Genomic DNA, 20144 nt, shown 5'->3' with positions numbered 1-20144 from the left:
CAAGCTCCGTTTTCCTGCTGTCGACTCCTTTAGGGCAATTCACATCCCAAGCAAAAGGAGAAGGTCAGGCTGGAAGTGGATAGGAGATGGCAAGCAGTTCGATCAACTCAGGCCCACGCGGTGTATGAAGCGTGATTTCGTCTCCCACGCCGCGCCCAAGAAGAGCACGGGCAACCGGCGACACCAGACTGATTTCGCCCCGCTCGGTTACAGCCTCGTCCACACCCACAATCGTCACCGTCGTCTCTCGATCGCTTTCGTCCGCATAAGTAACGGTCGCGCCAAAGAACACACGGTCGCGGCGCGTCTGCTCGGCAGGCTCGACGGAAATGGCCGTTTCCACACGCTTGGTCAGAAACCGGATGCGCCGGTCGATCTCGCGCAGGCGCTTTTTTCCGTAGATGTAATCGCCATTTTCAGAGCGATCTCCGTTTCCCGCCGCCCATGAGACAACCTCCACCACAGACGGCCGCTCCTCACGGACCAGTTGCGACAGTTCCGCGCGCATGACCCGCAGACCCGCTGGCGTGATGTAACGCCGCAGGTCCTCGCTGCCGCTCACTTCTCCTGTCATATCTCAACCGCACTCCACTTGGCGGCTTAGCCAACGGCGAGTTCGTTGAGTGCGGTATCGACCTCCTCGAAACTCGGCATCAGTTCGCCGGGAATATCCTTGCGTCCGATCTCCACACTGACCTGAGGCGCATTGCCCTGCAGGAACGCGACGAAGACCGCACGGATGAGGTCATAATAGTGCGCGTCCTCTTCCACAACGCTGCGGATACGGGAGGAAAGCGGGCCTACAATACCGTAGGCCAGCAGAACACCCAGGAACGTGCCGACCAGCGCGCCCGCGATCATCTCGCCAAGAACTTCCGGCGGCTTGCTGATCGATCCCATGGTCTTGATGACGCCCAGCACGGCGGCGACGATTCCGAGTGCCGGCAGTGCATCCGCCAATGTCTGCAGACTGTGCGCGACGTGGCAGTCTTCCTTGAGATTTTTTGCAAGTTCGCGCGACATCACCTCATCGAGTTGAAACGGATCGTCCATATTCATGCTGATCATGCGCAGATAGTCGCAAATCAGACGCCGGACCCGCTGGTTGTCGCGGATTTTCGGATATTTTCCGAAAATCGTGCTTTCCATGGGGGTCTCGATATGCTGCTCCAGCGCCATCACACCGTGGCTCTGAGCAAGGCGCGTGAACGAAAACAGCAGGCATAGAAGCTCAAGGTAGTCCTGCCGTCCGAATTTCGGTCCCTTGACGGCCTTACCCAGCGCACCCGGCACATGTTTGAGATCCCCAATGGAGCTTGCCATGACAAACGTGCCGATGCCCGCTCCCATGATGGTGAGCAGTTCGAACGGCATCGACTTGACCAGCGGCACGATGGCACCGCCTGAGGCCGCAAAGGAGCCGAACACGCAAAGCAGCATAAAAACCAGGCCGCCAATTACCAACATTCAGTCTGTCCTTATCTTCTGACCGGATATCTCTCCGGCAGGCAGCACCGCGCCTGCGGGTGCAGTGGGTGCGTTGTTCTGTGGTGTGGCGGCTGCGTCCGGCAGCGGAACATCATGTTCGCGATGCAGCAGGAGCACGACGCGGCGATTGGCGGCCGAAGCAGGATCCGCCGGGTCCGCCAGTTGACGATCCGCACGCCCCGACACTTCCAGCAGCCTCTGTTCCGGAAAACCGGCCTGCTCGAGAATCTCCCGCGCCGAATCCGCCCGTGCGGCCGACAGTCCCCAGTTGGACTCACCTTTGCGCCGATACGTTGCCGCATCGGTATAGCCATAGATTGAAAGGTTCTGGGGCATTGCCGTGAGGTAGGGCGCGATCAATTGCATCAGATGCGTAGCGTTGGCATTCAGCTGCGCCGAACCCGTGTCGAACATCGGCTTGCGGTCGCTTTCGGACAACTGGATCCGCAAACCTTCCGGCACCAGTTCCACTTTTACCTGAGGCGCCAACTGACTGGCCGCCGGGTCCTTGTCCATGGCAGCATGAATCTGCTGCGCATCATGCTCCAGGTCTTTTTGTTCCTGAGCTGCCGCATCAACCTGTCCACTCTCGCCCACATCGGTCGTAGAGCCGGTTTTGCTGCCTCCAATCGGCACGATCTTCGCCAGTGAGGGTGGAACCGACACAATGCGGCCGATACTTCGGTCGGGAAAAGACGGATCGGGCGTACGCAACATGCCCCGCTGACGCGTATCGGAACCACTTCCCGCAATATCGCGCCCCACCACGACCGCAACGTCCGGCCCAAATCCACCAGCCTTCGCAATGGCGCCCTTGCTTTCGTGTGGGGTTGGACCCGGTTTATGGGCCGCGCCGTTATCGGGCTTTTCCGACATATCCAGATTGCCGGTCTTGTGGGTCGCCTGCTGCGTGTCGTCCTGTGCTGTAGGCGGGGTCAGTCCCGGATCGGACATAGTCTGGCTGGCGGGCGCAGATGTTGACGCCATGGGATTGAAGAAGTTGGCGATGCCGCGCCGACGCTGCTCGGTCGTGGCGTTGATGAGCCACATCACGAGGAAGAACGCCATCATGGCCGTCACGAAGTCCGCGTACGCGATTTTCCACGCGCCACCGTGGTGGCCATCGCCACCACCGCCACCGCGTCGAATCACGACGATCTTCGGTTTGTTGTCCCCGTTGCGCGCCATACACCTCTCCAACTTGCGGTGCATGCTGGTTGAAGGGGCTTAAAACACGCTTAATCCCTTGCCATCCGGGAACGACTCATCATCGAGAATGACGGTCCCGCCCCTGACTGGTGGGAAGCCGATAAAGAATCGACTCGGCCTGTGCCGACAGAGGACAGCGGACCCGAAACAGCGCATAGCGTTCGGCCTCCCGTCCTTTTCGGGCACGCACCACCTCCCCGAGAGGCTGCGATTCCTTCTGCCACGGATGATCCGTCGGAAACGAACGCCGCGCATTCCGTACCAACACCCCCCATCCCGTCTGGCATGTCAGTTCCGGACGTCCAGCAAAAGCCCAGCGGGGATCGACACCTCCCACCACCCGGTCAGGCAACCACAACGCCAGTTCGGATGCCAGGCCGTAATCGTCGGATGCGACAAACGCCGCTCCCTGTGAGCGGGCTGCCACCTCATCCATCAACTGAGACCAACCGCCAGCCTGCCGCAACGTGACGTCCAGATGCCGCCCCAACGGCAAAGCACCCGTCAACGCTTGCGTCAGCACCAGACCACTGAGCAGAAACCCGAGTGCCGAGGCCGCCTTCCAGCCCCGCGCACCCTGCCATGTCACCAGAAGGACAATGGCCGGATACAGCAGGACGGGCCAGTTGGGCTGCACCCGATCCCCCGCCGCGTGCTGAAAAAAGACCAGCGCGGGCACGCCGATAAGGCAGAGCAGAAGCCGGTCCACACGGTCTCGCGCCCGCACAGCATGCCATAGCGCCAGACCGCCCAGCAGAAATATTCCCGGCGTGAGCAACCCGATCTGGCCGCTCACCAACTCTCCCAGAAATTGCGCCGCCCGTGCCGGGTTCCAGTCCCCGGTTCGCCCACCCTGTTTGATGAAACTGGCCCATCCATGCGCTGCGTTCCACCCGATCACGGGAGACGCTCCGATCACCGCCAGAATCAGGCCCGCCCACGGCCAGACCGTGCGCAACATGACGCGTGCCTGCACGTCCCAACCCACCCACACGCCCAGTGCGAGAACGGACAGGATCATGGTGTATTTGCTGTCGAAACCAGCGCCCGCCATCAGTCCAAGCACCAGCCACCAGCGGTTGTCACCGCTCACAAGCAAACGGACGACCGCCCATAGGAAAATCGACTGAAAGAACAGAAGGGGAGTGTCGGGCGTCATCACGATCGCGCCCAGACCCACCGCCAATGTCGCGTTCAACAGCACGCCAGCGATAAAGGGAGACGTGGATGCACATGAAGGAGAGGACGACCGATCACGCAGAACAAGCAGATCGCGCATCGTCATCATGACGAAAAGCGTTCCTACGCCCGCCGCAAACGGACCGGTCAGCCGGATCCCCAGAGCGCCATCGCCCAGCAGGAAGGTGCCCAACCGGATCCATACGGCCACCATGAAGGGATGGTCGAGATAACCGGGCTGAAGCGCCCGCGACCATGTCCAGTAATAAGCCTCATCGGGCGTGATCGGCAGGAGGGCCGCTACAACGACGCGCAGGGCCGTGACCGCGACCAGAAGCGCGAGCGCCAGTGTCCACTGCTGCCGATTCACGATCCGCGAGGTGTTTCATTCATTTCGAGCGCCAGATCAGAGTGGACGACACGGCGTAATTCCACACCACGCCGATCACCGCACCCGCCGCGCTAGCGCTGCTCCAGTCCTCCCCTGTTCCGAGAAAGAGCGTGGCCACGCCGATATTGGCCCACGCGCCGATGGAACACACGAGAAGGAACACGATCAGCCCACCCCACATCCGGGCACCTTTCAACCGGCGATCCCGATAGGTGAAGGTGTTATCGAGCCAGAAATTGGTCAGCATGGCGACAATCGTGCCGACCGACTGCGCCCCTCCAAAACCCACTCCCCCCAGTCGCAGCGCCTCCATGACCAGAATGTTCACCACCACCCCAACCGCGCCCACCAGCGCAAACGCGATGAAGCGGATGGGCAGCCAGCCACGAAACAGCTTGTCGAGGATCAGGGCGAGGAACTGGAGCAACACCAGAAAATCGAGCTTGCTCTCACCCGCAAGGCGCGGCCGGAACACACACGGCACCTCCTCGACGCGTACAGGCCCCGGGGCGGAAAGAATCAGGTCCATCAGGATCTTGAAGCCCGCACCCGAAAGACGCGGAGCGGTTTTCACGAACAGATCCCGCCGCAGTGCGAAAAAGCCGCTCATCGGATCGCTCAGCTTCACCGGCATCATCATCTGCGCAAGACGGATGCCGCCATCCGAAAGGGCGTGCCGCCACGCATTGGCAAGTCCGCTGTTATCGCCCCCTTCGACGTGGCGGCTGCCCACTACTATATCGCATTCTCCAGCCGCCAGCTTGTCGATCATCGTTCCCAGACGGGACTCGTCATGCTGAAGATCGCCATCCATGACCGCGATGTAAGGAGCGGAGGACGACAGCGCGCCTTCGATCACGGCCGTGGACAGGCCCCGCCGACCGATGCGGGAAATGCCACGCACACGCCAGTTGGTCTGCGCCAACTGGCGCACCACTTCGATCGTTCCATCGGGCGAGTTGTCATCGACGAAAACGACTTCCCAGTCCCGCCCGGTGAGCGCCTGCGTCAGCGCTTCCACAAGCGGCCGTACATTTGCCGCCTCCCGGTAACAGGGAACAACCACCGTGATATCCGGCGTTCCGATCCGCGTGACCGAAGCCTGCACCGGCGTCCGGACAGTCGGACGAGACGCAACGACACTCATGTTTCACCTTCTCCTCCCGCCACGGCCACAAGAGGACGCGAAAGCGTGGTTCGGATGGTCTGAAGCGTCTGCACACGCATGACATGCGGCGCTTCTGTCAGGCGGCGGGTGAGCTGGTTTTCATGCGTCGTGTCCCGTGCCGCCAATCGCACGAGAAAATCGTCACCCCCGCGAATCATGTGGCATTCGAGCGCTTCCGGCCATGTCGCGACCAGCGCCTCGAACTGGGAGAGAACCGCCTCTTTCTGGCTGTCCAGACCGATCACGGCGTAAAACGAGATGGGCCACCCCAAGGCACCGGCATCCACATCGGCGTGATAGCCCGAGATAACGCCCAGTTCTTCCAGCCGGCGCACACGACGCAGGCAGGGCGGTGCTGAAATGCCGACGCGCCGCGCAAGCTCCACGTTGGTCATGCGGCCGTCCACCTGCAACTCGGCAATGATCCGCCGATCCACCGCATCGAGTTCCGCTACCGTCACGCCTTTGTCTCTCCACACCCTTCTGCGCGCTGCATACAGGAGGTACCAGCCCCTGTCCAAAGCCCCTGCGTAACGGAAAACACAAGCCGCGGGTTGCCCTTGAGCGTCCGCAGGCTCATATCCGCAGCACTTTGGATTTCGCATTACCGTCACGGACAGAGCGAAGGACGCCATGAGTACGACGACCTCCACCGACCTTCTCATCATCGGCGCGGGCCCGGCTGGCTACACCGCCGCGATCTACGCCGCGCGCGCCAATCTGGCGCCTGTTCTGGTGGCGGGCATGCAGCCGGGCGGCCAGTTGATGATCACCACGGATGTGGAAAATTATCCCGGTTTCGCCACCGCCATTCAGGGGCCGTGGCTGATGGAGCAGATGGCTGCGCAGGCCGAGCATGTCGGCACCCGGATCGTTCATGATCTTGTCACGAAGGTGGACTTTCGTAACGGTTCGCCATTTCGCGTGACACTCGATGGTGGGGATGTCTATCTGGCGCGCAGCGTTATCATCGCCACGGGCGCACAGGCGAAATGGCTCGGCCTTCCCAATGAAAAAGCCCTTCAGGGGGCTGGCGTGTCGGCCTGCGCCACCTGCGATGGCTTCTTCTTCCGGGGCAAGAGGGTCGCGGTCGTGGGTGGCGGCAACACAGCGGTCGAAGAAGCTCTTTATCTGACCCATCATGCCGACCATGTGACCCTGATCCACCGTCGCGATTCCCTGCGTGCCGAAAAGATCCTTCAGGACCGGCTACTGGCCAATCCCAAAGTCTCGGTCGTGTGGAACTCGGTCGTGGCTGACATTCTTGCTTCGGGCACACCGCCGACCGTCACGGGTGTAAAACTGCTCAATGTACTCAACGAGACGATGAGCACATTGCCGGTCGATGGGGTGTTCATCGCCATCGGGCACTCCCCCAATACCGGCCTTTTCCATGACCAGCTCATGCTCGACACAGAGGGCTATATCGTCACTGAACGCGGCACCACCCGCACATCCGTGCCCGGCGTCTTTGCCGCAGGGGACGTTCAGGACAAGATTTATCGACAGGCTGTGACGGCAGCCGGCACAGGCTGCATGGCGGCCCTCGACGCGGAACGTCACCTTGCCGGAATTGTTGCCTGAATGAGGCAGAATACTTGACCTGACCTCATATTTCCGTCACGAAAACCCATTGGATGCGCCGCAGCCCGGATGGCGCATGCTCAAAGTTATGTAAGGGAGAGTGGTGTGGACTGGGACAAACTCAGAATCTTCCACGCTGTTGCCGAAGCCGGTTCCTTCACGCACGCAGGTGACGTGCTGAATCTGAGCCAGTCTGCGGTTTCACGTCAGATTTCTGCCCTGGAGGATGTTCTTCAGGTTCCACTCTTCCATCGCCATGCCCGAGGCCTCATCCTGACCGAGCAGGGTGAGACGCTCAATCAGACGGTGCGCGAGGTCTTCTCCAAACTCGAGATGACCCAGACACTCCTGACCGAGAGCAAGGAAAAGGCTGCCGGTCGTCTTCGTGTCACCACGACGACAGGTTTCGGAAGCTGCTGGCTGATGCCGCGTCTGCACAAGTTCATGGAGCAGAACCCGGACATCTCCATTTCCCTTATCCTTGAAGACAACGATCTCGATCTTGGGATGCGGGAGGCCGATGTTGCCGTGCGCATGCACGCTCCCCGCCAACCGGATCTGATCCAGCGTCACCTGGCAGATTTTCCCCTGCATGTGTACGCGTCCCCGCGTTATCTGGAGCAGTTCGGACAACCCGCCTCTCTGGACGATCTGGCCACGCATCAGCTCGTTGCCTTCGGGGGTTATCATCCTCCCGTCCCGCATGTGAACTGGCTGCTGGAAGCCGGAATGCCGGAAGGTCAGCGTCGTCCTGCCCGTCTGGAAGTCAACAGCATGGTGGCGATGGCTGACGCCATTTCTTCCGGTCTGGGGATCGGTTCCGTGCCGGGTTATGCCGTGACGGAGTATCCGACGCTGGTGCGGGTTCTGGCGGACGTGCCAGCGCCTCAGGTTGAGGCGTTCTTCGTATATCCGGAAGAACTCCGGAGTTCCAAGCGGGTCGCGGTGTTCCGGGATTTCCTAACGAGTGAGTTGGGGCTACGGGGATAAAATCCTGCAAGTTATTCATTTATAGAGAACTCATCACGGCTTTTCTACGTTAATTGTTACCATAATTAACGCAGAAGAAATTATTTTGTTATGTGATATAATAATAAAATTCACACCAAATGAGTATAAAAATGCCACTAAATCTATCAAAGAACTTTCCACAGAAAGCGACTGACCTAAAAATTGGAATTGGCATAACCACATTCAACAGATCTTCTATATTAAAAGAAACTATTGAAGCGATAAAAAAATTTACAGAAACAGAGAGTTATATTTTTGTTTCTGATGATGGCTCTAGTGACGATACTTTAGACATAATAAAAACGTTCAATGTTGATTATCTATCAGTTTCTAATCGGGGAATTGCTTGGAACAAAAATCGAGTACTATATTATCTATTAAAATACCGCGAATGTGACATTATTATTCTTTTAGAAGATGATACGCGACCTACTACTATGGGATGGGAAAAAGTCTGGATAGACGCCGTCCAGAAATATGGACACGTAAACTTAGCTCCTTTGCATTGGCCAAATGAATACCTGCAAGGCGAAGGAACTGTAGATAATCCATTTATTTCAATATATTTAACTGGTCAATGCTCTGCTTTTAGTCGGCGGGCTTTAGCCGATGTCGGATTTATGGATACACGTTTTCGGCGTTATGGTTTTGAGCATGTTGATCATACAAATCGTTTCATTCGAGCTGGATACGGTGGGATACAAGAAAAAGAAGGCGAAGAGAGACTTCTTCCTTATTTGATTCATTCAAATTTAGAAGTACGCGGTCTTGATAAAGGCCCTGATTATGAAGGCATTTCTTTCAACTCGCCAATTTACAAAAAATTAGCAAAAGAAGAAATCTATCGCCATGCATGGCGAGGGGACGAAGAAGCCGCCTTTTTACGTTATGAAATGTTTTGTATACAAGAACAAACTCGTTCTACGCAGCCACCTCCCCCCCAACAATTAGAATGGGAAATTTCCACTTTCAACGGGGAAAAAATATACTATTCCCCTGAATATCAAACCTTACGCGGAAAAAGAATTTATCCAGATATGACCGAGGTACAATTACAAATACTTGAAGAGGGAATGACACTTACTGTAAAAATTGACCATTCAAAACATTTCCTAATATTTAAAAAAAATGAGGTTATCCTTCACACCAAAAATCCACAAAAAGCAACTATATTCTCCATTTCATATACAAAAAAATCCGGATTTGGACTTCATCTCGATAGAAAATTTTTATGCTATGACATTACTAATGAAGAAAAAATAAATGTTACTCGAGAAAACTTATCAGAATGGGAAACTTTTTTCTTTTTGAAGTATGCAATACCAAATTACAAAATATAATAAACTCTAACGATAACCAAATCGTCTTTCTAAATACAACTCCAATGAAGAAATATCAATTTCGTAATCACTATCATTAGGCGCAACGTCAGTATTTAAAGTTTTTCCATAAAAAACAACATACGAGTCGCCTCGTGCCATTGCTAAATCCCAATAAAAAGGTTCCACCCAACCCTCTGGCGCGAACAGAATAGTCTCCAATCCCAGCGCAGAAAAGACAACATTAGTCATTGCAGCCCCCATACAACCAGCAACAATTTCAGCCCCAGAAAAAATCTCTGCTTGCCGTTTAACACTCCATCCAGAAATATCTATGAGATCAAAATTATATTTCGAAAGAGATGCCATTACTTCATTGTAATTTACAAGCGCCCGCCGTTCGGGTGGACGACGCAGAAGGAAAATACGCTTAGAACTATTACTTCGTCTCATTTTTTGCCCCAAACAAGAAAGGTACTTTAATGCTGGGGATGATTTTACAATCGGATGATATGTCGTCGGGGTCACATAATAAGCATCTTTTAATCGTATTGGATAACGTCCATCATAGAAAATGAACTCAAATTCATACTCCGGAAAAGCCATACAAATCGACTCTTGCCTCACATAATTCAATAATTCTGATCCAGACTGCAGTATAATATTTATTTTTTTACCTTTAAATCCATCTAAAGCCTTGAATCTTGGAAGATCATCCACAAGCCAGTGCCCATAATTAGATGCTGATCCTGCTGATGTACAAATAAAATTCACATTATCATTCTGATAATTGTATTCTATACCACGAGAAAAATTCACATCCGGTACAGGAAGCGCAGGTCGGTCATTTGGGCGAAATATTTCGTATAAAACAGTTATTTCTTTATCTAAAAATGGGTATATTATACCTCCAACCACGTAAATATCATCAAATTTTACTAAAATCACATTTTGCATTACGGCAGGAGAATTCTCCAATGGAAAATTGTAAAAACTTAAGTTATCTAAAAAAGACTTATCACCAAATGCAATAAGTTTACTTCTATCATAACAACAACATTCAAAAACTTCAGTTAAAAACTTTATTCCATTGTGTTTTTTTGTGTTAAAACTTCTAGCCGATGATAAGATTATATTTTTTCCGCCATAAAATTTTTCTTTAAACATTTGATCTAGTCTAGTTTTTCCAAGTATGAAATTTGGAGTATCATTGTAATCGTTTGTAAAACTATCCGATACATGCCGCACCCAACACATCGGATCAGGACCACTTTTATCTGCACACAAAGGAACAACCATCCGCGCCTGAAAACCTGGCGGGATATTTTCCCACATCAAACCCATTCCAGCTCTTTGTGCAACACCCCATTGCACAACATTATTACTTTCAATCTCATCGGAAGATCGAGTATTTATATATTCAGAAAAACCCTCTCTATCGAGAACAAACAATCCAACAGCACAAGACCCCACTTCGACAAAATCCATTCCATTCACATGGACAAAAAATTTACCTGCTTGATCAAACTGCCCAGCCTGATCACATACAAAAACATCATTTTGGCGTCTATTAAACTCGATGCGCAAAAAACCCGGAATCAAGCCAAAATTTGAAAGATAGGCCCGATATTCCAAAAAATATTCAAAATTAACAGAACTAAAGAAAATATCGCTCTCAATATAAACAAAATGAGTATATAATATTTCAGAATAAGAAAACTTCTCTTTCATTAATTCGATATGGCACCATGAAAAATTTTCCTCCGATACTGAATTTAATGTAACTTTCATTCTTTCATTGCAAAATTTCCCAAAACACCTATTAAATTCACAATTAAATTTTTCATCAACACCTTTTGCAACAACAACAATCTCCACAAAAATATTTTTTATATTGAAAAATCCACTAAACACATCAAATAAATACTGAAAATGATTCTCTCCAACAGCGAATGGAATACATACAAAAACATTTTTCATTTAACATACTCTATGTGTGTATTATAAAAAGGCTTTTCATTATAGCGCCAAAAAAATCTCACACCAAGAATAAAAAACATCCATATTATCCAAAATATAAGACAATGAAAAAATAATAATTATATATATAAAATTAACTTTATTATAACAAACTGATTTTAGAAATACTTTAGAAAAACCTTCACACCAACAATAACCAAATGGAGATAAAAAGTGAAAATGAAAATTTTTCGAATTTCGCATTTTTTTGACGAAAATACAGATTACATATCAAATGATGTATTTTCTGATTTTATAATAGGAAAAAAATCCAAAGAAAATTCCTTTATTGGCGATTTAGATTGTGAAGATAATATATCAAATCAAGAAACACACTCCGAAATGAGAGCACATTATTACGTATGGAAAAATCTTATGTCTGACTATGATTATATCGGATTTGAGCATTATAGAAGAATACTATATTTAGATCCTTTCCCGTTAAAATTTATTATGAATAAATATCCACGCCTTCTATTTTTACGAAAACTGATTGAAAAGAACCAACAACAAGAAATATTTCATGATAAAATTTCATTTAATAACGCACTAGAGATTCGAAAAGAAAAGAATTTCCACATAATTGAACCACTAAAAGAAAAAGTATCATCTTATGATATAATTTGCATCAGATCACAAAATATAAGCACAAAAAGTGAGTTTTGTGATGATACTTTACTCGAACACTGCATTGTGTCATGCTCATATTTCCACAATAAACCAATGTTGATTGATTTCAATCATACAACTACAAATTATAGGTGTTCATTTATTATGAAAAAAGATTTATTTGATGAATACATGCATTTTTGGCATGAAGTAATGAAAAACTTACAAAAATCTCTTAATGTTTACCCTCGAGAATTAGGATATTATTCAGAAAAATTGTTTTCTTATTATGTATTCCAAAAGAAAATGGAAAATTCTCTAATAAAAGTTACATATGTTCCAATGTTAAGTATATAATTACCCTGGAACCTATTATCTCCACCATGCAAACACCGTCGGCGGCAGCGCCGACGGCAGCGCCCGCACCAGCACGCTTTCCTTACCCCACTCCAATCGCCCCATATCGTGCCCGCGTGCGTCATAGACAATCGACACGCCGGTATTGGCAGCCCGCACCACAGGCAACCCTTCTTCCACAGCACGCAGCCGCACCGCAGCCAGATGCTGGCGTGGCCCAGCGCTGTTACCATACCAAGCGTCGTTAGTGACGTTTACCAACCACTGCGGACGATCATGCCGATCCACCACATGCCCCGAGAAGATCACCTCGTAGCAAACCAATGGACCCACAGGCGGAAGATCGGGAAGATGCCAACTTAGCGGTCCCGGTCCCGGCGTCATTCCACCGCCCGGCACAACCTGCAGCGGAATAAAACGTGGCTGATACTCACCGAACGGTACCAGACGCGCCTTATCGTACACGCCTTCCACACGTCCCGCTTCATTGAGAGCCACGATGGAATTGCGCCAGTGCTCATCAGGTCCGACCCGCAGGGTTCCGATAACACCCGCCGTCGCCCCTTCAGCGGCCCGTGCAATCATCGACCGCGCAACATCATCCTCTTCCAGCACGCCCGGAAACGCCGTCTCGGGCCAGACATAAACCACCGGCCGCGCCGCTCCCTGTGGCTGCCCAGCCATTTTCAGCCCCTGTGCCACGCCTTCACGCGTCAACCGGAGATAACGCTCGAAAATAGCCCGAACATCGGAGCGAGTGATTTTCTCCTGTTCCGGCACATTCCCCTGCACCAGCACCACAACCGGTGAAGACGCCGTAGGAGCCGCCGCCTCGGCCAAGGCGTAAAACCGCCACGCCCCCAACCCGGCCCATACGAGCAGGACCATCCCGCCAGCAACGATGAACCGTCGTCCAAGCGGCATCAGAACGGCCAGAAGTACGGTCAACAGCGTCAATCCGTCCACACCGATCCACGCGGCGGGCTGAATCATCACATCTCCCGCCAAACCGTGGAACGCCCAATCGCTGCCGATTGGATTCCATGTGAAGCCGCTGAAAAGAAACAGCCGTCCCATATCGCAGACGGTCCACAGAACCGCGAACAGTACGCCGCGCCGCCAGCCTGCGGGAGCCAGACGACACACACCCGCGGGCACGGCAGCAAACGGCGCAAGAATGAAAGCACAGCCGAGGGAGGGAAATGGCACGAACCACCAGAAGTCGCTCGCGCGAATCAGAATGGCGTTAATCAGCCAGTACAGCCCGACCGCATGCAGCCCGAAACCGAAGGCGAAACCTTGCGCCGCCGCACGACGCCAATCGGACGCACGGTCGATGCCGCGCATGAGCACAGCGAACGCAAAGGGGAGCAGAAACACCAGATGCAGCGGTGGAAAAGCGAATGCCGCCACTCCTCCGGCCATCAAAGGTCGGAGCAACCGGCGCAAACCACGCGCGGTCCGACGCAGCACGCCCATGCGGGGCGGAGCGCCACCACCCGATGCGCCGCCCAAAAGGGCCTCATCTCCCCGAAACACGCTCTCAGTCGAGCGCGTCGCGCAGGCGGCGCTCGTAATGCCTGTAATATTTGTCGGCCATAAGTTCGCTCTTCACCAGAACCGCCACATCCGTGGTGTTGAACTGATGATCCACCACAGCCCCGTCACCGACATAACCGCCAAGTCGCAGATAGCCCTTGACGAGGGGAGGCAGACGCGCGAGCGCACGACGTCGGTCGATCGTCAGCGGATCGCAGCGCAGCATCTCCACACGCCGCTCCGGCAGAGCCTTTACCCGCAGGGCCGGAGGCGCGAGATGGTTATGATAGAGATAGGTCAGTTCTTCCGACAGTTCGTCCGGATTGGTCCCGGCCAGACTGGCGCAGCCAAACAGCACATCGATACGGTGCAGGAAGATGTAGGACGCGATGCCACGCCACAACAACTGCATGGCCGCACGTCCACGGTAACGTGCGTCCACGCAGGAACGGCCGACCTCAAGCAGCTTGCCGGAAAACTTGTGCAGCAGAGCGAGATCGAACTCACTCTCGCTGTAAAACCGACCCAGACGCGCAGCGGCGTCGTCCTGCATCAGACGATATGTGCCCACCACGCCTTCCGGCCCGGATGAAATGGCATGGTCAATCACCAGCAGATGATCGGCATAGGCGTCGAACTCATCCACGTCCCGTTTGAGACGAAACGCTTCTTCGCTCGGCTGCGCCCCCATTTCCTCGACGAACACGCGATAGCGAAGCGCCTGCGCGGCATCGATCTCTTCGGGTGTAGAGGCAATCCGTACGCCGAGATTGCCGCCGCGCAGTTCCCTGAACCCGTTGCGTTCGAGTTCAAGTGTGGACAGGCCTCCGTTTCGCTGTGTCTCGACGCTCATGGCGTCTCATCCTTGCGCGCGGTTTTACCTTTTTTGGCAGGCGTCCCCACCTCCGGCAGACGCCGTCCAAACAGTTCCAGTCGGAGCGAAACCAGTTCAAAGCCAAGGCGCTTGGCCAGGCGATGCATCAGCGCCTCGTGCTCCTCATCCTCAAACTCAATGACCTTGCCGCTGTCCACATCGATCAGATGATAATGCCGGCCATGCTCGGTCGCTTCGTAACGGGCGCGCCCACCACCGAAGTCCCGTCGTTCGAGAATGCCCTTCTCTTCCAGCAGACGGACGGTTCGATAGACCGTCGCCACGGAAATCTTGGGATCGAGCGCGGACGCCCGCCGATACAACTCTTCCACATCGGGATGATCTTCCGCGTCCGAAAGGACACGCGCGATCACGCGACGCTGACCGGTCATTTTCAGACCACGGTCGATGCACATCCGCGCGATTCGGGAATCGGAGAGGTCGGCCGACTTCGCCGCCGACGCGGAACGGGGGGGAGAGGAGGTCCGCACCGGACTCACGGATTGTTTCCTGCAGGCTGCATGTTCACCACCATACGCCATCGCCTAGCTGATTCTCACGCATCTTGTCCACTCGTTACCGGGATGTCACGTCAGAGAGTGACGAAAATGCACACTGATCGCCGTCTCTTGAAGAACGGATGTCCCGGCTCCACCTTGTGACCATGCCCGATTCGACCGAAGCCACAGCCCTCGACATCACCAACGAGACCTGTCCCATGACGTTCGTGCGAACCCGTCTCGCACTCGACGCGCTGGCAAAAGGACATCTGTTGCATGTCACACTCAAAGGCGAGGAACCTCTGCGCAACGTCACCCGCTCGACGCAGGCGCTCGGTCATACCGTGCTTGCTACCGAAAACGGTCCGGACAATCGACACACTCTCACGATCCGGAAGAACTGAGATCACCCTTCGCAGCAGCGGCCAGACAGGTAGGGCACAGGCATCCCACGGTCTCGCCCTCAGCCGGCACCGGCAATACGGCAGGCTGTTTCATGCACCAGCAGGACTCGGAAGCCAGACATTCCAGTGACGCGCCGCACTGTGCGCACCGCGTCACCGTCTTCATGAGAGATGCCGGAACATCGACCACGGGCGCACGTCCCGCGCGTTCATCCCAGCCGCAAGCGCGGCGTCCAGCCCCTCCGCGCTGTCCTCGAACACCACGCAATGGGCCGGTTCCACGCCCAGCCGCTGGGCCGCCAGAAGATAGAGGTCCGGAGCGGGCTTGGGTCGTTCCACATCGTCAATCGTAACGACCGCCTCGAACACATCGCGAATCCCGACCGCGACGAGGGAAGCCTCCACCACCGCGCGGGAACCGCTTGAGGCTACAGCCATGGGCAACCTCCCTGCCCATTCCCGCACGATCTCCACGACCGGCACATTCGCCTTCACCTGCGGCAGACGCGCCAGAACGCCCGCACGAGTCGCGGCCTTGATCGCCGCATGGTCGAGAGCCACCCCGCGCTCTTTCTCCAGTGCCGCCAGCACCATTTCTTCCGAATAGCCACGGCGGCTGAAAAACCACTCAGGCGCGACCTCGATCCCACCTTTCGTCTTCAATGCGTCCAGCCACGCTTCGAGATAGAGCGGCAGACTGTCCACCAGCGTGCCGTCACAATCGAAGATCAGAGCCTGCGTCCCAGCGGGAAGCTCTCCCATCAGGGGAAAGCCGAACGCGGAAACGCCGCGCCATCCCCCATTTTGCGCAGAGGCTGAAAGTCCTTGTCCTTGAAGCTCTCGGTGCGGACCTTCGAGCCGTCGGGCGTTTCCACGAACACCGTGTTGTTCCAGTCGGCAGCGCTGATACCGGTCCACAAGGTCAGCACAATCGGATCGGGCTTGCCGTCGCGCGTGGCCTGAAGCTCCAGCCGGGCGTCACCGCTGGACGGTGGTGTCTGGCTCAGCGGTCCCCAGCCGCTGGTGTGATGCTGGAGCCAGTCGTTGAGTGTCGCCACTTCCGCCTGCGTCAGATCGCGTGTGTTGCGCATTGGACCGGATACCACCTTGCCCGCCGTCACCTGCGGAAAAGTCATCGACACGAAATTCGGCAGCGCGAACAGCCAGATCACCAGCGCCGTGCCCATCGTGAACACCAGAAAGGTGATGATGAACACCGTTTCCTTCCTCATCGTCTTGTCAGTCCTTCAGCCTCGGACAGCGGAGATCACGCGCGCGACCTCCGCATCCGTCAATTCCGGGTGGATGGGCAGCGCGAGGATGCGCTTCGACAGCGCCTCCGATACCGGCAGCGCCACCCCGTCATGGTGATCCCGATAGGCCGGCTGATGATGCAGCGGCAACGGGTAATAGATGGCCGAAGGCACGCCAGCGTCCCTCATGCGGGCCTGCGTCGCCGCGCGTTGTGCCTCGTCCTTCAGCAGAATGGAATAGATCGCCCATGCGCTGGCGCTCTCCGGCACGCGGACCGGCACCTGCGCCACACCTGCAAGACCAGCGTCATAAGCGCAAGCAATGGCTTCACGCCGTGCCAGTTCTTCACGAAAACCATCCAGCTTGGCCAGCAGCACCGCCGCCTGCAACGTGTCCAGACGCCCGTTCATGCCGGTGCGCAGCACCTCATAGCGGGTCTTGCCTTCGCCATGCGTGCGCAGAGAGCGGTAAAGCTCGGCACGCTCCGCGTCGTCCGTCAGGATCGCTCCGCCGTCGCCGTAACCACCCAGCGGTTTGGACGGAAAGAAGGACAGCGTCGTGGCGACGGCCTCCCCACCCAGAGGCCGTCCCCGATACACACCACCGAAAGCCTGCGCGCAGTCGTCCAGAAGAAACAGCCTCTCTTCCGCGGCAATCGCCCGCAACTCTTCCCACGGCGCAGGCTGGCCGAACAGATCCACACCGACGATGGCGCGTGGCGTCAGCTTGCCAGCCGCTTTCACAGCGGCGATCCGCGCGCGCAGACTGGCGGGATCAATCTGAAACGTCTGCGGATCCACATCCACGAAAACGGGTGTCGCTCCCAGCACCAGCGGCACTTCCGCCGTGGCGGTGTACGTGAAAGCGGGCAGGAACACCGCGTCTCCCGGTCCGATATTCTCGGCCATCATGACGATCTGAAGCGCGTCCGTGCCGGACGAGACGCCCACGCAATGCCCCACGCCGGACCACGCGGCCAGTCGCTCCTCAAGCTCCGTCACCTCGGGACCAAGCACGAAACGGCAATGCTCCAGCACCGTGTCGATCCGCTTTTTCAGGGCCGGTCCAAGTCGCTTCTGCTGAGCGGGCAGATCGAGAAACGCGATGGGCTTTTCCCCTGATGTCGCACTCATGACGTCCGTTCCTCTCCCTCACCGATGGCGGCGGTTGTAGCGCGCCCCGGCCCCGCCCGCACGCATAGGTCCATCTCGCCGGTCGCATTGTGATCGAATTCGGGCACGAGTGTCTTGAGCACCGCAATCGCCGCCGTCGCATCTCCGGCATGCGCCAGTGCCGCAATGCGGTCCACAGCCCGCTCCATTCCGGCCAGTTCCACCACACGGGGGGCGGCCATCAGCAGGCCGGGCGCGTCCGTCGGCACAGGTGCCTCACGCCCGTGAAACAACTCCTCGAACAGCTTCTCACCCGGCCGCAGCCCCGTGAAACGAATGGCCACATCCTCGTCGGGGCGCAGGCCCGCAAGCCGGATCATCTGACGGGCAAGATCCACGATCTTCACCGGCTCGCCCATATCGAGCACAAAAATCCCACCATCGCGCAGCAGGCGGTCGGTGCCCGCCACCCGCGCCGGTTCAAGAACGGGCATCATGTCCGCATCGAAACCACGCCCGTCCGTCCCGCGCACGCTGGCCTGAAGCACAAGCCCCACGGCCTCCGGCACAGTCATGAAATAGCGCTGCATGTCAGGATGCGTCACCGTCAGCGGGCCGCCGCGCTCAAGCTGGCGACGGAAAAGCGGCACCACGGAGCCGGTCGATCCCAGCACATTGCCGAACCGCACCGTCACGCAGCGCAGGGCGGCGGGATCGCCGGACGTGCGGGCGGCGATGTCGAGCGCCTGACAGTACATCTCCGCCGCGCGCTTGCTCGCTCCCATCAGACTGGAGGGATTGACCGCCTTGTCGGTGGAAATCATCACCAGCGCGCGGGCGCCGTGCTGTCTTGCAGCGTCCGCCACAATGCGCGTGCCGACCACATTGGTCAGTAGCCCCTCACAGGCATTGGCTTCTACAATGGGCACATGCTTGAGGGCTGCGGCATGGAACACGAGCGCCGGACGACACTCCGCGAACACCTCGTCGATGCGCCCAACGTCACGCACATCCGCCACCACGACGCTGCGGGGCACCTTTGGCGCAAGCTCGCCCAGTTCCACGTCGATCTGCCACAGCGCGAACTCGCCATGATCGAGCAACACCAGTCGGCGCGGCCCGAATCCCGCGATCTGCCGGGCGAGTTCGGAGCCGATGGTGCCCCCCGCGCCCGTGACGAGCACAACCTGATCGCGGATCATCCGGTCCATGCCCGCCCGGTCCAACGGCACCTGCGGCCGGTTGAGCAGATCCTCGATCATGACGGGCCGAAGTTCGATGCGCGAGGCGGGCGTCAGCGCGGTCAGCACCGGCGCACGCATGACCTCGATTCCATGAGCCTCGGCCGCCGCCAGCACGCGCCCCAAGGCTTCGCCCCGGAAGTTCGAATCCGTCACGACGAGGCTCTCAGGCAGGGCGTTGCGCTCCGCCATCCCATCGAGCAGAGCGGCAATATCGGTCACATGACCGAGGATCGGCACATTGTGAATACGCCGTCCGGCCTGATGCGTGCCTTGGCCGATCAGGCCCGTCACACGCACACCCGCCTCCGGGTTACGGTCGATGGCGCGGAGATAAAGATCCGCCACCTGATCGGCGCCCACCAGCACGATGGGACGCAACAGGGCGCGCCGCCGGGCGAGCGTGTTGCTCAGACGATAGGACAGGCGCAGGCCACCGAGCATGGCCACCAGTGTCATGGCGTAAATGAGGGGGAATGTCGGGCTGGGCAGCGGGAAACCGGTGGCTTTCAGCCCGAGCGTGAACAAAATGGCGCTGGCGACCGACGCGCCCACAATCCCCAGTAGATCGGACGTGCCGGAAAAGCGCCAGTATTGCTGCGGCATTCGGAACGGCAGACCGCTGACCAGCAGCGTGATCGCGCCACTGGCCAGAAACCACAAGGGATGAATCAACCCGTCACGCGGTGCAGCCAGCCAGCGGGCGACAGGCGCCGCCAGAGCGGCCACGCTGCCATCGAGCAGGACGTTGACCAGAATCCGATTGAACGGCCGCAGCCGGGTGCTTCTCGGCGCGACATCCGGGCGTTGCGGGACCATCACGCTCGCCCTATAGCCCACCTGCGCGTCGGCTAGAAGAAACGAAGCCGAGGTTTCTTTCCTTCCG

General features: G+C 55.9%; 20 protein-coding genes. 5 read left to right on the top strand and 15 right to left on the bottom strand.

Features of this window, described 5'->3' with window-relative positions; genetic code table 11:
• Nucleotides 1-64: 64 nt before the first annotated feature.
• The 6 genes from greB to GOB87_RS03240 form a co-directional block, all read right to left on the bottom strand.
• Nucleotides 65-574: a transcription elongation factor GreB gene (gene greB, locus GOB87_RS03265; RefSeq protein WP_166313121.1), complete on the bottom strand. Its 510-nt coding sequence runs from the start codon at nucleotides 572-574 to the stop codon at nucleotides 65-67.
• A 26-nt stretch (nucleotides 575-600) separates the two neighbouring features.
• The gene (gene motA / locus GOB87_RS03260; RefSeq protein WP_166313120.1) at nucleotides 601-1467 is read right to left on the bottom strand and encodes a flagellar motor stator protein MotA; all 867 of its coding nucleotides are present in this window, start codon (nucleotides 1465-1467) and stop codon (nucleotides 601-603) included.
• Entirely contained in the window at nucleotides 1468-2676 is a 1209-nt protein-coding gene (locus GOB87_RS03255) for a flagellar motor protein MotB (RefSeq protein ID WP_166313119.1), read from the bottom strand.
• A 79-nt stretch (nucleotides 2677-2755) separates the two neighbouring features.
• Nucleotides 2756-4246, bottom strand: coding sequence for a glycosyltransferase family 39 protein (locus GOB87_RS03250; protein ID WP_166313118.1), 1491 nt, complete (start codon nucleotides 4244-4246; stop codon nucleotides 2756-2758).
• 19 nt (nucleotides 4247-4265) lie between these two features.
• Nucleotides 4266-5414, bottom strand: a complete 1149-nt coding sequence (locus GOB87_RS03245) for a glycosyltransferase (protein WP_166313117.1) — start codon at nucleotides 5412-5414, stop codon at nucleotides 4266-4268.
• Nucleotides 5411-5896, bottom strand: a complete 486-nt coding sequence (locus GOB87_RS03240; protein ID WP_264806554.1) for an Lrp/AsnC family transcriptional regulator — start codon at nucleotides 5894-5896, stop codon at nucleotides 5411-5413. Before GOB87_RS03240 ends, GOB87_RS03245 begins: the two co-directional genes overlap by 4 nt.
• A gap of 172 nt (nucleotides 5897-6068) precedes the next feature.
• Here GOB87_RS03240 and trxB point away from each other — a divergent pair, with 172 nt between their 5' ends.
• From trxB to GOB87_RS03225, 3 genes are all read left to right on the top strand, one after another.
• The gene (trxB, locus tag GOB87_RS03235) at nucleotides 6069-7019 is read left to right on the top strand and encodes a thioredoxin-disulfide reductase (protein ID WP_166313116.1); all 951 of its coding nucleotides are present in this window, start codon (nucleotides 6069-6071) and stop codon (nucleotides 7017-7019) included.
• 105 nt (nucleotides 7020-7124) lie between these two features.
• A complete protein-coding gene (locus GOB87_RS03230) occupies nucleotides 7125-8009 on the top strand; it encodes a LysR family transcriptional regulator (RefSeq protein ID WP_166313115.1) in 885 nt (294 codons plus the stop codon).
• 131 nt (nucleotides 8010-8140) lie between these two features.
• Nucleotides 8141-9370, top strand: coding sequence for a glycosyltransferase family 2 protein (locus GOB87_RS03225; RefSeq protein ID WP_166313114.1), 1230 nt, complete (start codon nucleotides 8141-8143; stop codon nucleotides 9368-9370).
• A 6-nt stretch (nucleotides 9371-9376) separates the two neighbouring features.
• Here GOB87_RS03225 and GOB87_RS03220 read toward each other — a convergent pair whose 3' ends face one another.
• A complete protein-coding gene (locus tag GOB87_RS03220) occupies nucleotides 9377-11329 on the bottom strand; it encodes a glycosyltransferase family 61 protein (RefSeq protein WP_166313113.1) in 1953 nt (650 codons plus the stop codon).
• 219 nt (nucleotides 11330-11548) lie between these two features.
• On the opposite strand from GOB87_RS03220, the gene GOB87_RS03215 reads away from it, so the two are divergent.
• Nucleotides 11549-12334 carry a DUF4422 domain-containing protein gene (locus GOB87_RS03215; protein ID WP_242006139.1) on the top strand — a complete coding sequence of 262 codons (786 nt, stop codon included), beginning with the start codon at nucleotides 11549-11551 and terminating at the stop codon, nucleotides 12332-12334.
• Nucleotides 12335-12349: 15 nt separating this feature from the next.
• On the opposite strand, the gene lnt is transcribed toward GOB87_RS03215, so the two are convergent.
• From lnt to GOB87_RS03200, 3 genes are all read right to left on the bottom strand, one after another.
• On the bottom strand, nucleotides 12350-13813 hold the full coding sequence (lnt, locus tag GOB87_RS03210; protein ID WP_166313208.1) for an apolipoprotein N-acyltransferase: 1464 nt from the start codon (nucleotides 13811-13813) through the stop codon (nucleotides 12350-12352).
• Nucleotides 13814-13877: 64 nt separating this feature from the next.
• The gene (locus GOB87_RS03205) at nucleotides 13878-14726 is read right to left on the bottom strand and encodes a GNAT family N-acetyltransferase (RefSeq protein WP_166313111.1); all 849 of its coding nucleotides are present in this window, start codon (nucleotides 14724-14726) and stop codon (nucleotides 13878-13880) included.
• Nucleotides 14723-15163, bottom strand: a complete 441-nt coding sequence (locus GOB87_RS03200; RefSeq protein ID WP_242006138.1) for a Fur family transcriptional regulator — start codon at nucleotides 15161-15163, stop codon at nucleotides 14723-14725. The genes GOB87_RS03205 and GOB87_RS03200 overlap by 4 nt, the downstream gene beginning before the upstream one ends.
• Before the next feature lie 248 nt (nucleotides 15164-15411).
• Between GOB87_RS03200 and GOB87_RS03195 the strand changes: the two genes are divergently transcribed.
• Nucleotides 15412-15651 carry a sulfurtransferase TusA family protein gene (locus GOB87_RS03195; RefSeq protein ID WP_166313109.1) on the top strand — a complete coding sequence of 80 codons (240 nt, stop codon included), beginning with the start codon at nucleotides 15412-15414 and terminating at the stop codon, nucleotides 15649-15651.
• Here the strand turns inward: GOB87_RS03195 and GOB87_RS03190 are convergent.
• Genes GOB87_RS03190 through GOB87_RS03170 form a run of 5 tightly spaced genes read right to left on the bottom strand, consistent with a single transcriptional unit; the run spans nucleotide 15632 to nucleotide 20077 of the window.
• The gene (locus GOB87_RS03190; RefSeq protein ID WP_166313108.1) at nucleotides 15632-15817 is read right to left on the bottom strand and encodes a hypothetical protein; all 186 of its coding nucleotides are present in this window, start codon (nucleotides 15815-15817) and stop codon (nucleotides 15632-15634) included. The two genes, GOB87_RS03195 and GOB87_RS03190, sit on opposite strands and share 20 nt — an antisense overlap.
• Nucleotides 15814-16413, bottom strand: coding sequence for an HAD family hydrolase (locus tag GOB87_RS03185; protein WP_166313107.1), 600 nt, complete (start codon nucleotides 16411-16413; stop codon nucleotides 15814-15816). Before GOB87_RS03185 ends, GOB87_RS03190 begins: the two co-directional genes overlap by 4 nt.
• A complete protein-coding gene (locus tag GOB87_RS03180; RefSeq protein ID WP_166313106.1) occupies nucleotides 16413-16883 on the bottom strand; it encodes a hypothetical protein in 471 nt (156 codons plus the stop codon). Before GOB87_RS03180 ends, GOB87_RS03185 begins: the two co-directional genes overlap by 1 nt.
• Nucleotides 16884-16898: 15 nt before the next feature.
• A complete protein-coding gene (locus GOB87_RS03175; protein WP_166313105.1) occupies nucleotides 16899-18038 on the bottom strand; it encodes a DegT/DnrJ/EryC1/StrS family aminotransferase in 1140 nt (379 codons plus the stop codon).
• Nucleotides 18035-20077, bottom strand: coding sequence for a polysaccharide biosynthesis protein (locus GOB87_RS03170; RefSeq protein ID WP_166313207.1), 2043 nt, complete (start codon nucleotides 20075-20077; stop codon nucleotides 18035-18037). Before GOB87_RS03170 ends, GOB87_RS03175 begins: the two co-directional genes overlap by 4 nt.
• Between the last annotated feature and the right edge of the window lie 67 nt (nucleotides 20078-20144).

Origin of the sequence: Acetobacter estunensis (assembly GCF_011516945.1) — a bacterium.
In the GTDB taxonomy this organism is placed as follows: Bacteria; Pseudomonadota; Alphaproteobacteria; order Acetobacterales; family Acetobacteraceae; genus Acetobacter; species Acetobacter estunensis.
This window is presented reverse-complemented; position numbering and strand designations above follow the sequence as displayed.

What these genes read in the sequence shown, in the direction of transcription:
- greB (WP_166313121.1), bottom strand. Translation starts at nt 574, where the DNA reads ATGACAGGAGAAGTGAGCGGCAGCGAGGACCTGCGGCGTTACATCACG.
- motA (WP_166313120.1), bottom strand. Translation starts at nt 1,467, where the DNA reads ATGTTGGTAATTGGCGGCCTGGTTTTTATGCTGCTTTGCGTGTTCGGC.
- GOB87_RS03255 (WP_166313119.1), bottom strand. Translation starts at nt 2,676, where the DNA reads ATGGCGCGCAACGGGGACAACAAACCGAAGATCGTCGTGATTCGACGC.
- GOB87_RS03245 (WP_166313117.1), bottom strand. Translation starts at nt 5,414, where the DNA reads ATGAGTGTCGTTGCGTCTCGTCCGACTGTCCGGACGCCGGTGCAGGCT.
- trxB (WP_166313116.1), top strand. Translation starts at nt 6,069, where the DNA reads ATGAGTACGACGACCTCCACCGACCTTCTCATCATCGGCGCGGGCCCG.
- GOB87_RS03225 (WP_166313114.1), top strand. Translation starts at nt 8,141, where the DNA reads ATGCCACTAAATCTATCAAAGAACTTTCCACAGAAAGCGACTGACCTA.
- GOB87_RS03220 (WP_166313113.1), bottom strand. Translation starts at nt 11,329, where the DNA reads ATGAAAAATGTTTTTGTATGTATTCCATTCGCTGTTGGAGAGAATCAT.
- GOB87_RS03215 (WP_242006139.1), top strand. Translation starts at nt 11,549, where the DNA reads ATGAAAATTTTTCGAATTTCGCATTTTTTTGACGAAAATACAGATTAC.
- lnt (WP_166313208.1), bottom strand. Translation starts at nt 13,813, where the DNA reads ATGGGCGTGCTGCGTCGGACCGCGCGTGGTTTGCGCCGGTTGCTCCGA.
- GOB87_RS03205 (WP_166313111.1), bottom strand. Translation starts at nt 14,726, where the DNA reads ATGAGCGTCGAGACACAGCGAAACGGAGGCCTGTCCACACTTGAACTC.
- GOB87_RS03200 (WP_242006138.1), bottom strand. Translation starts at nt 15,163, where the DNA reads ATGTGCATCGACCGTGGTCTGAAAATGACCGGTCAGCGTCGCGTGATC.
- GOB87_RS03195 (WP_166313109.1), top strand. Translation starts at nt 15,412, where the DNA reads ATGCCCGATTCGACCGAAGCCACAGCCCTCGACATCACCAACGAGACC.
- GOB87_RS03190 (WP_166313108.1), bottom strand. Translation starts at nt 15,817, where the DNA reads ATGAAGACGGTGACGCGGTGCGCACAGTGCGGCGCGTCACTGGAATGT.
- GOB87_RS03185 (WP_166313107.1), bottom strand. Translation starts at nt 16,413, where the DNA reads ATGGGAGAGCTTCCCGCTGGGACGCAGGCTCTGATCTTCGATTGTGAC.
- GOB87_RS03180 (WP_166313106.1), bottom strand. Translation starts at nt 16,883, where the DNA reads ATGAGGAAGGAAACGGTGTTCATCATCACCTTTCTGGTGTTCACGATG.
- GOB87_RS03175 (WP_166313105.1), bottom strand. Translation starts at nt 18,038, where the DNA reads ATGAGTGCGACATCAGGGGAAAAGCCCATCGCGTTTCTCGATCTGCCC.
- GOB87_RS03170 (WP_166313207.1), bottom strand. Translation starts at nt 20,077, where the DNA reads ATGGTCCCGCAACGCCCGGATGTCGCGCCGAGAAGCACCCGGCTGCGG.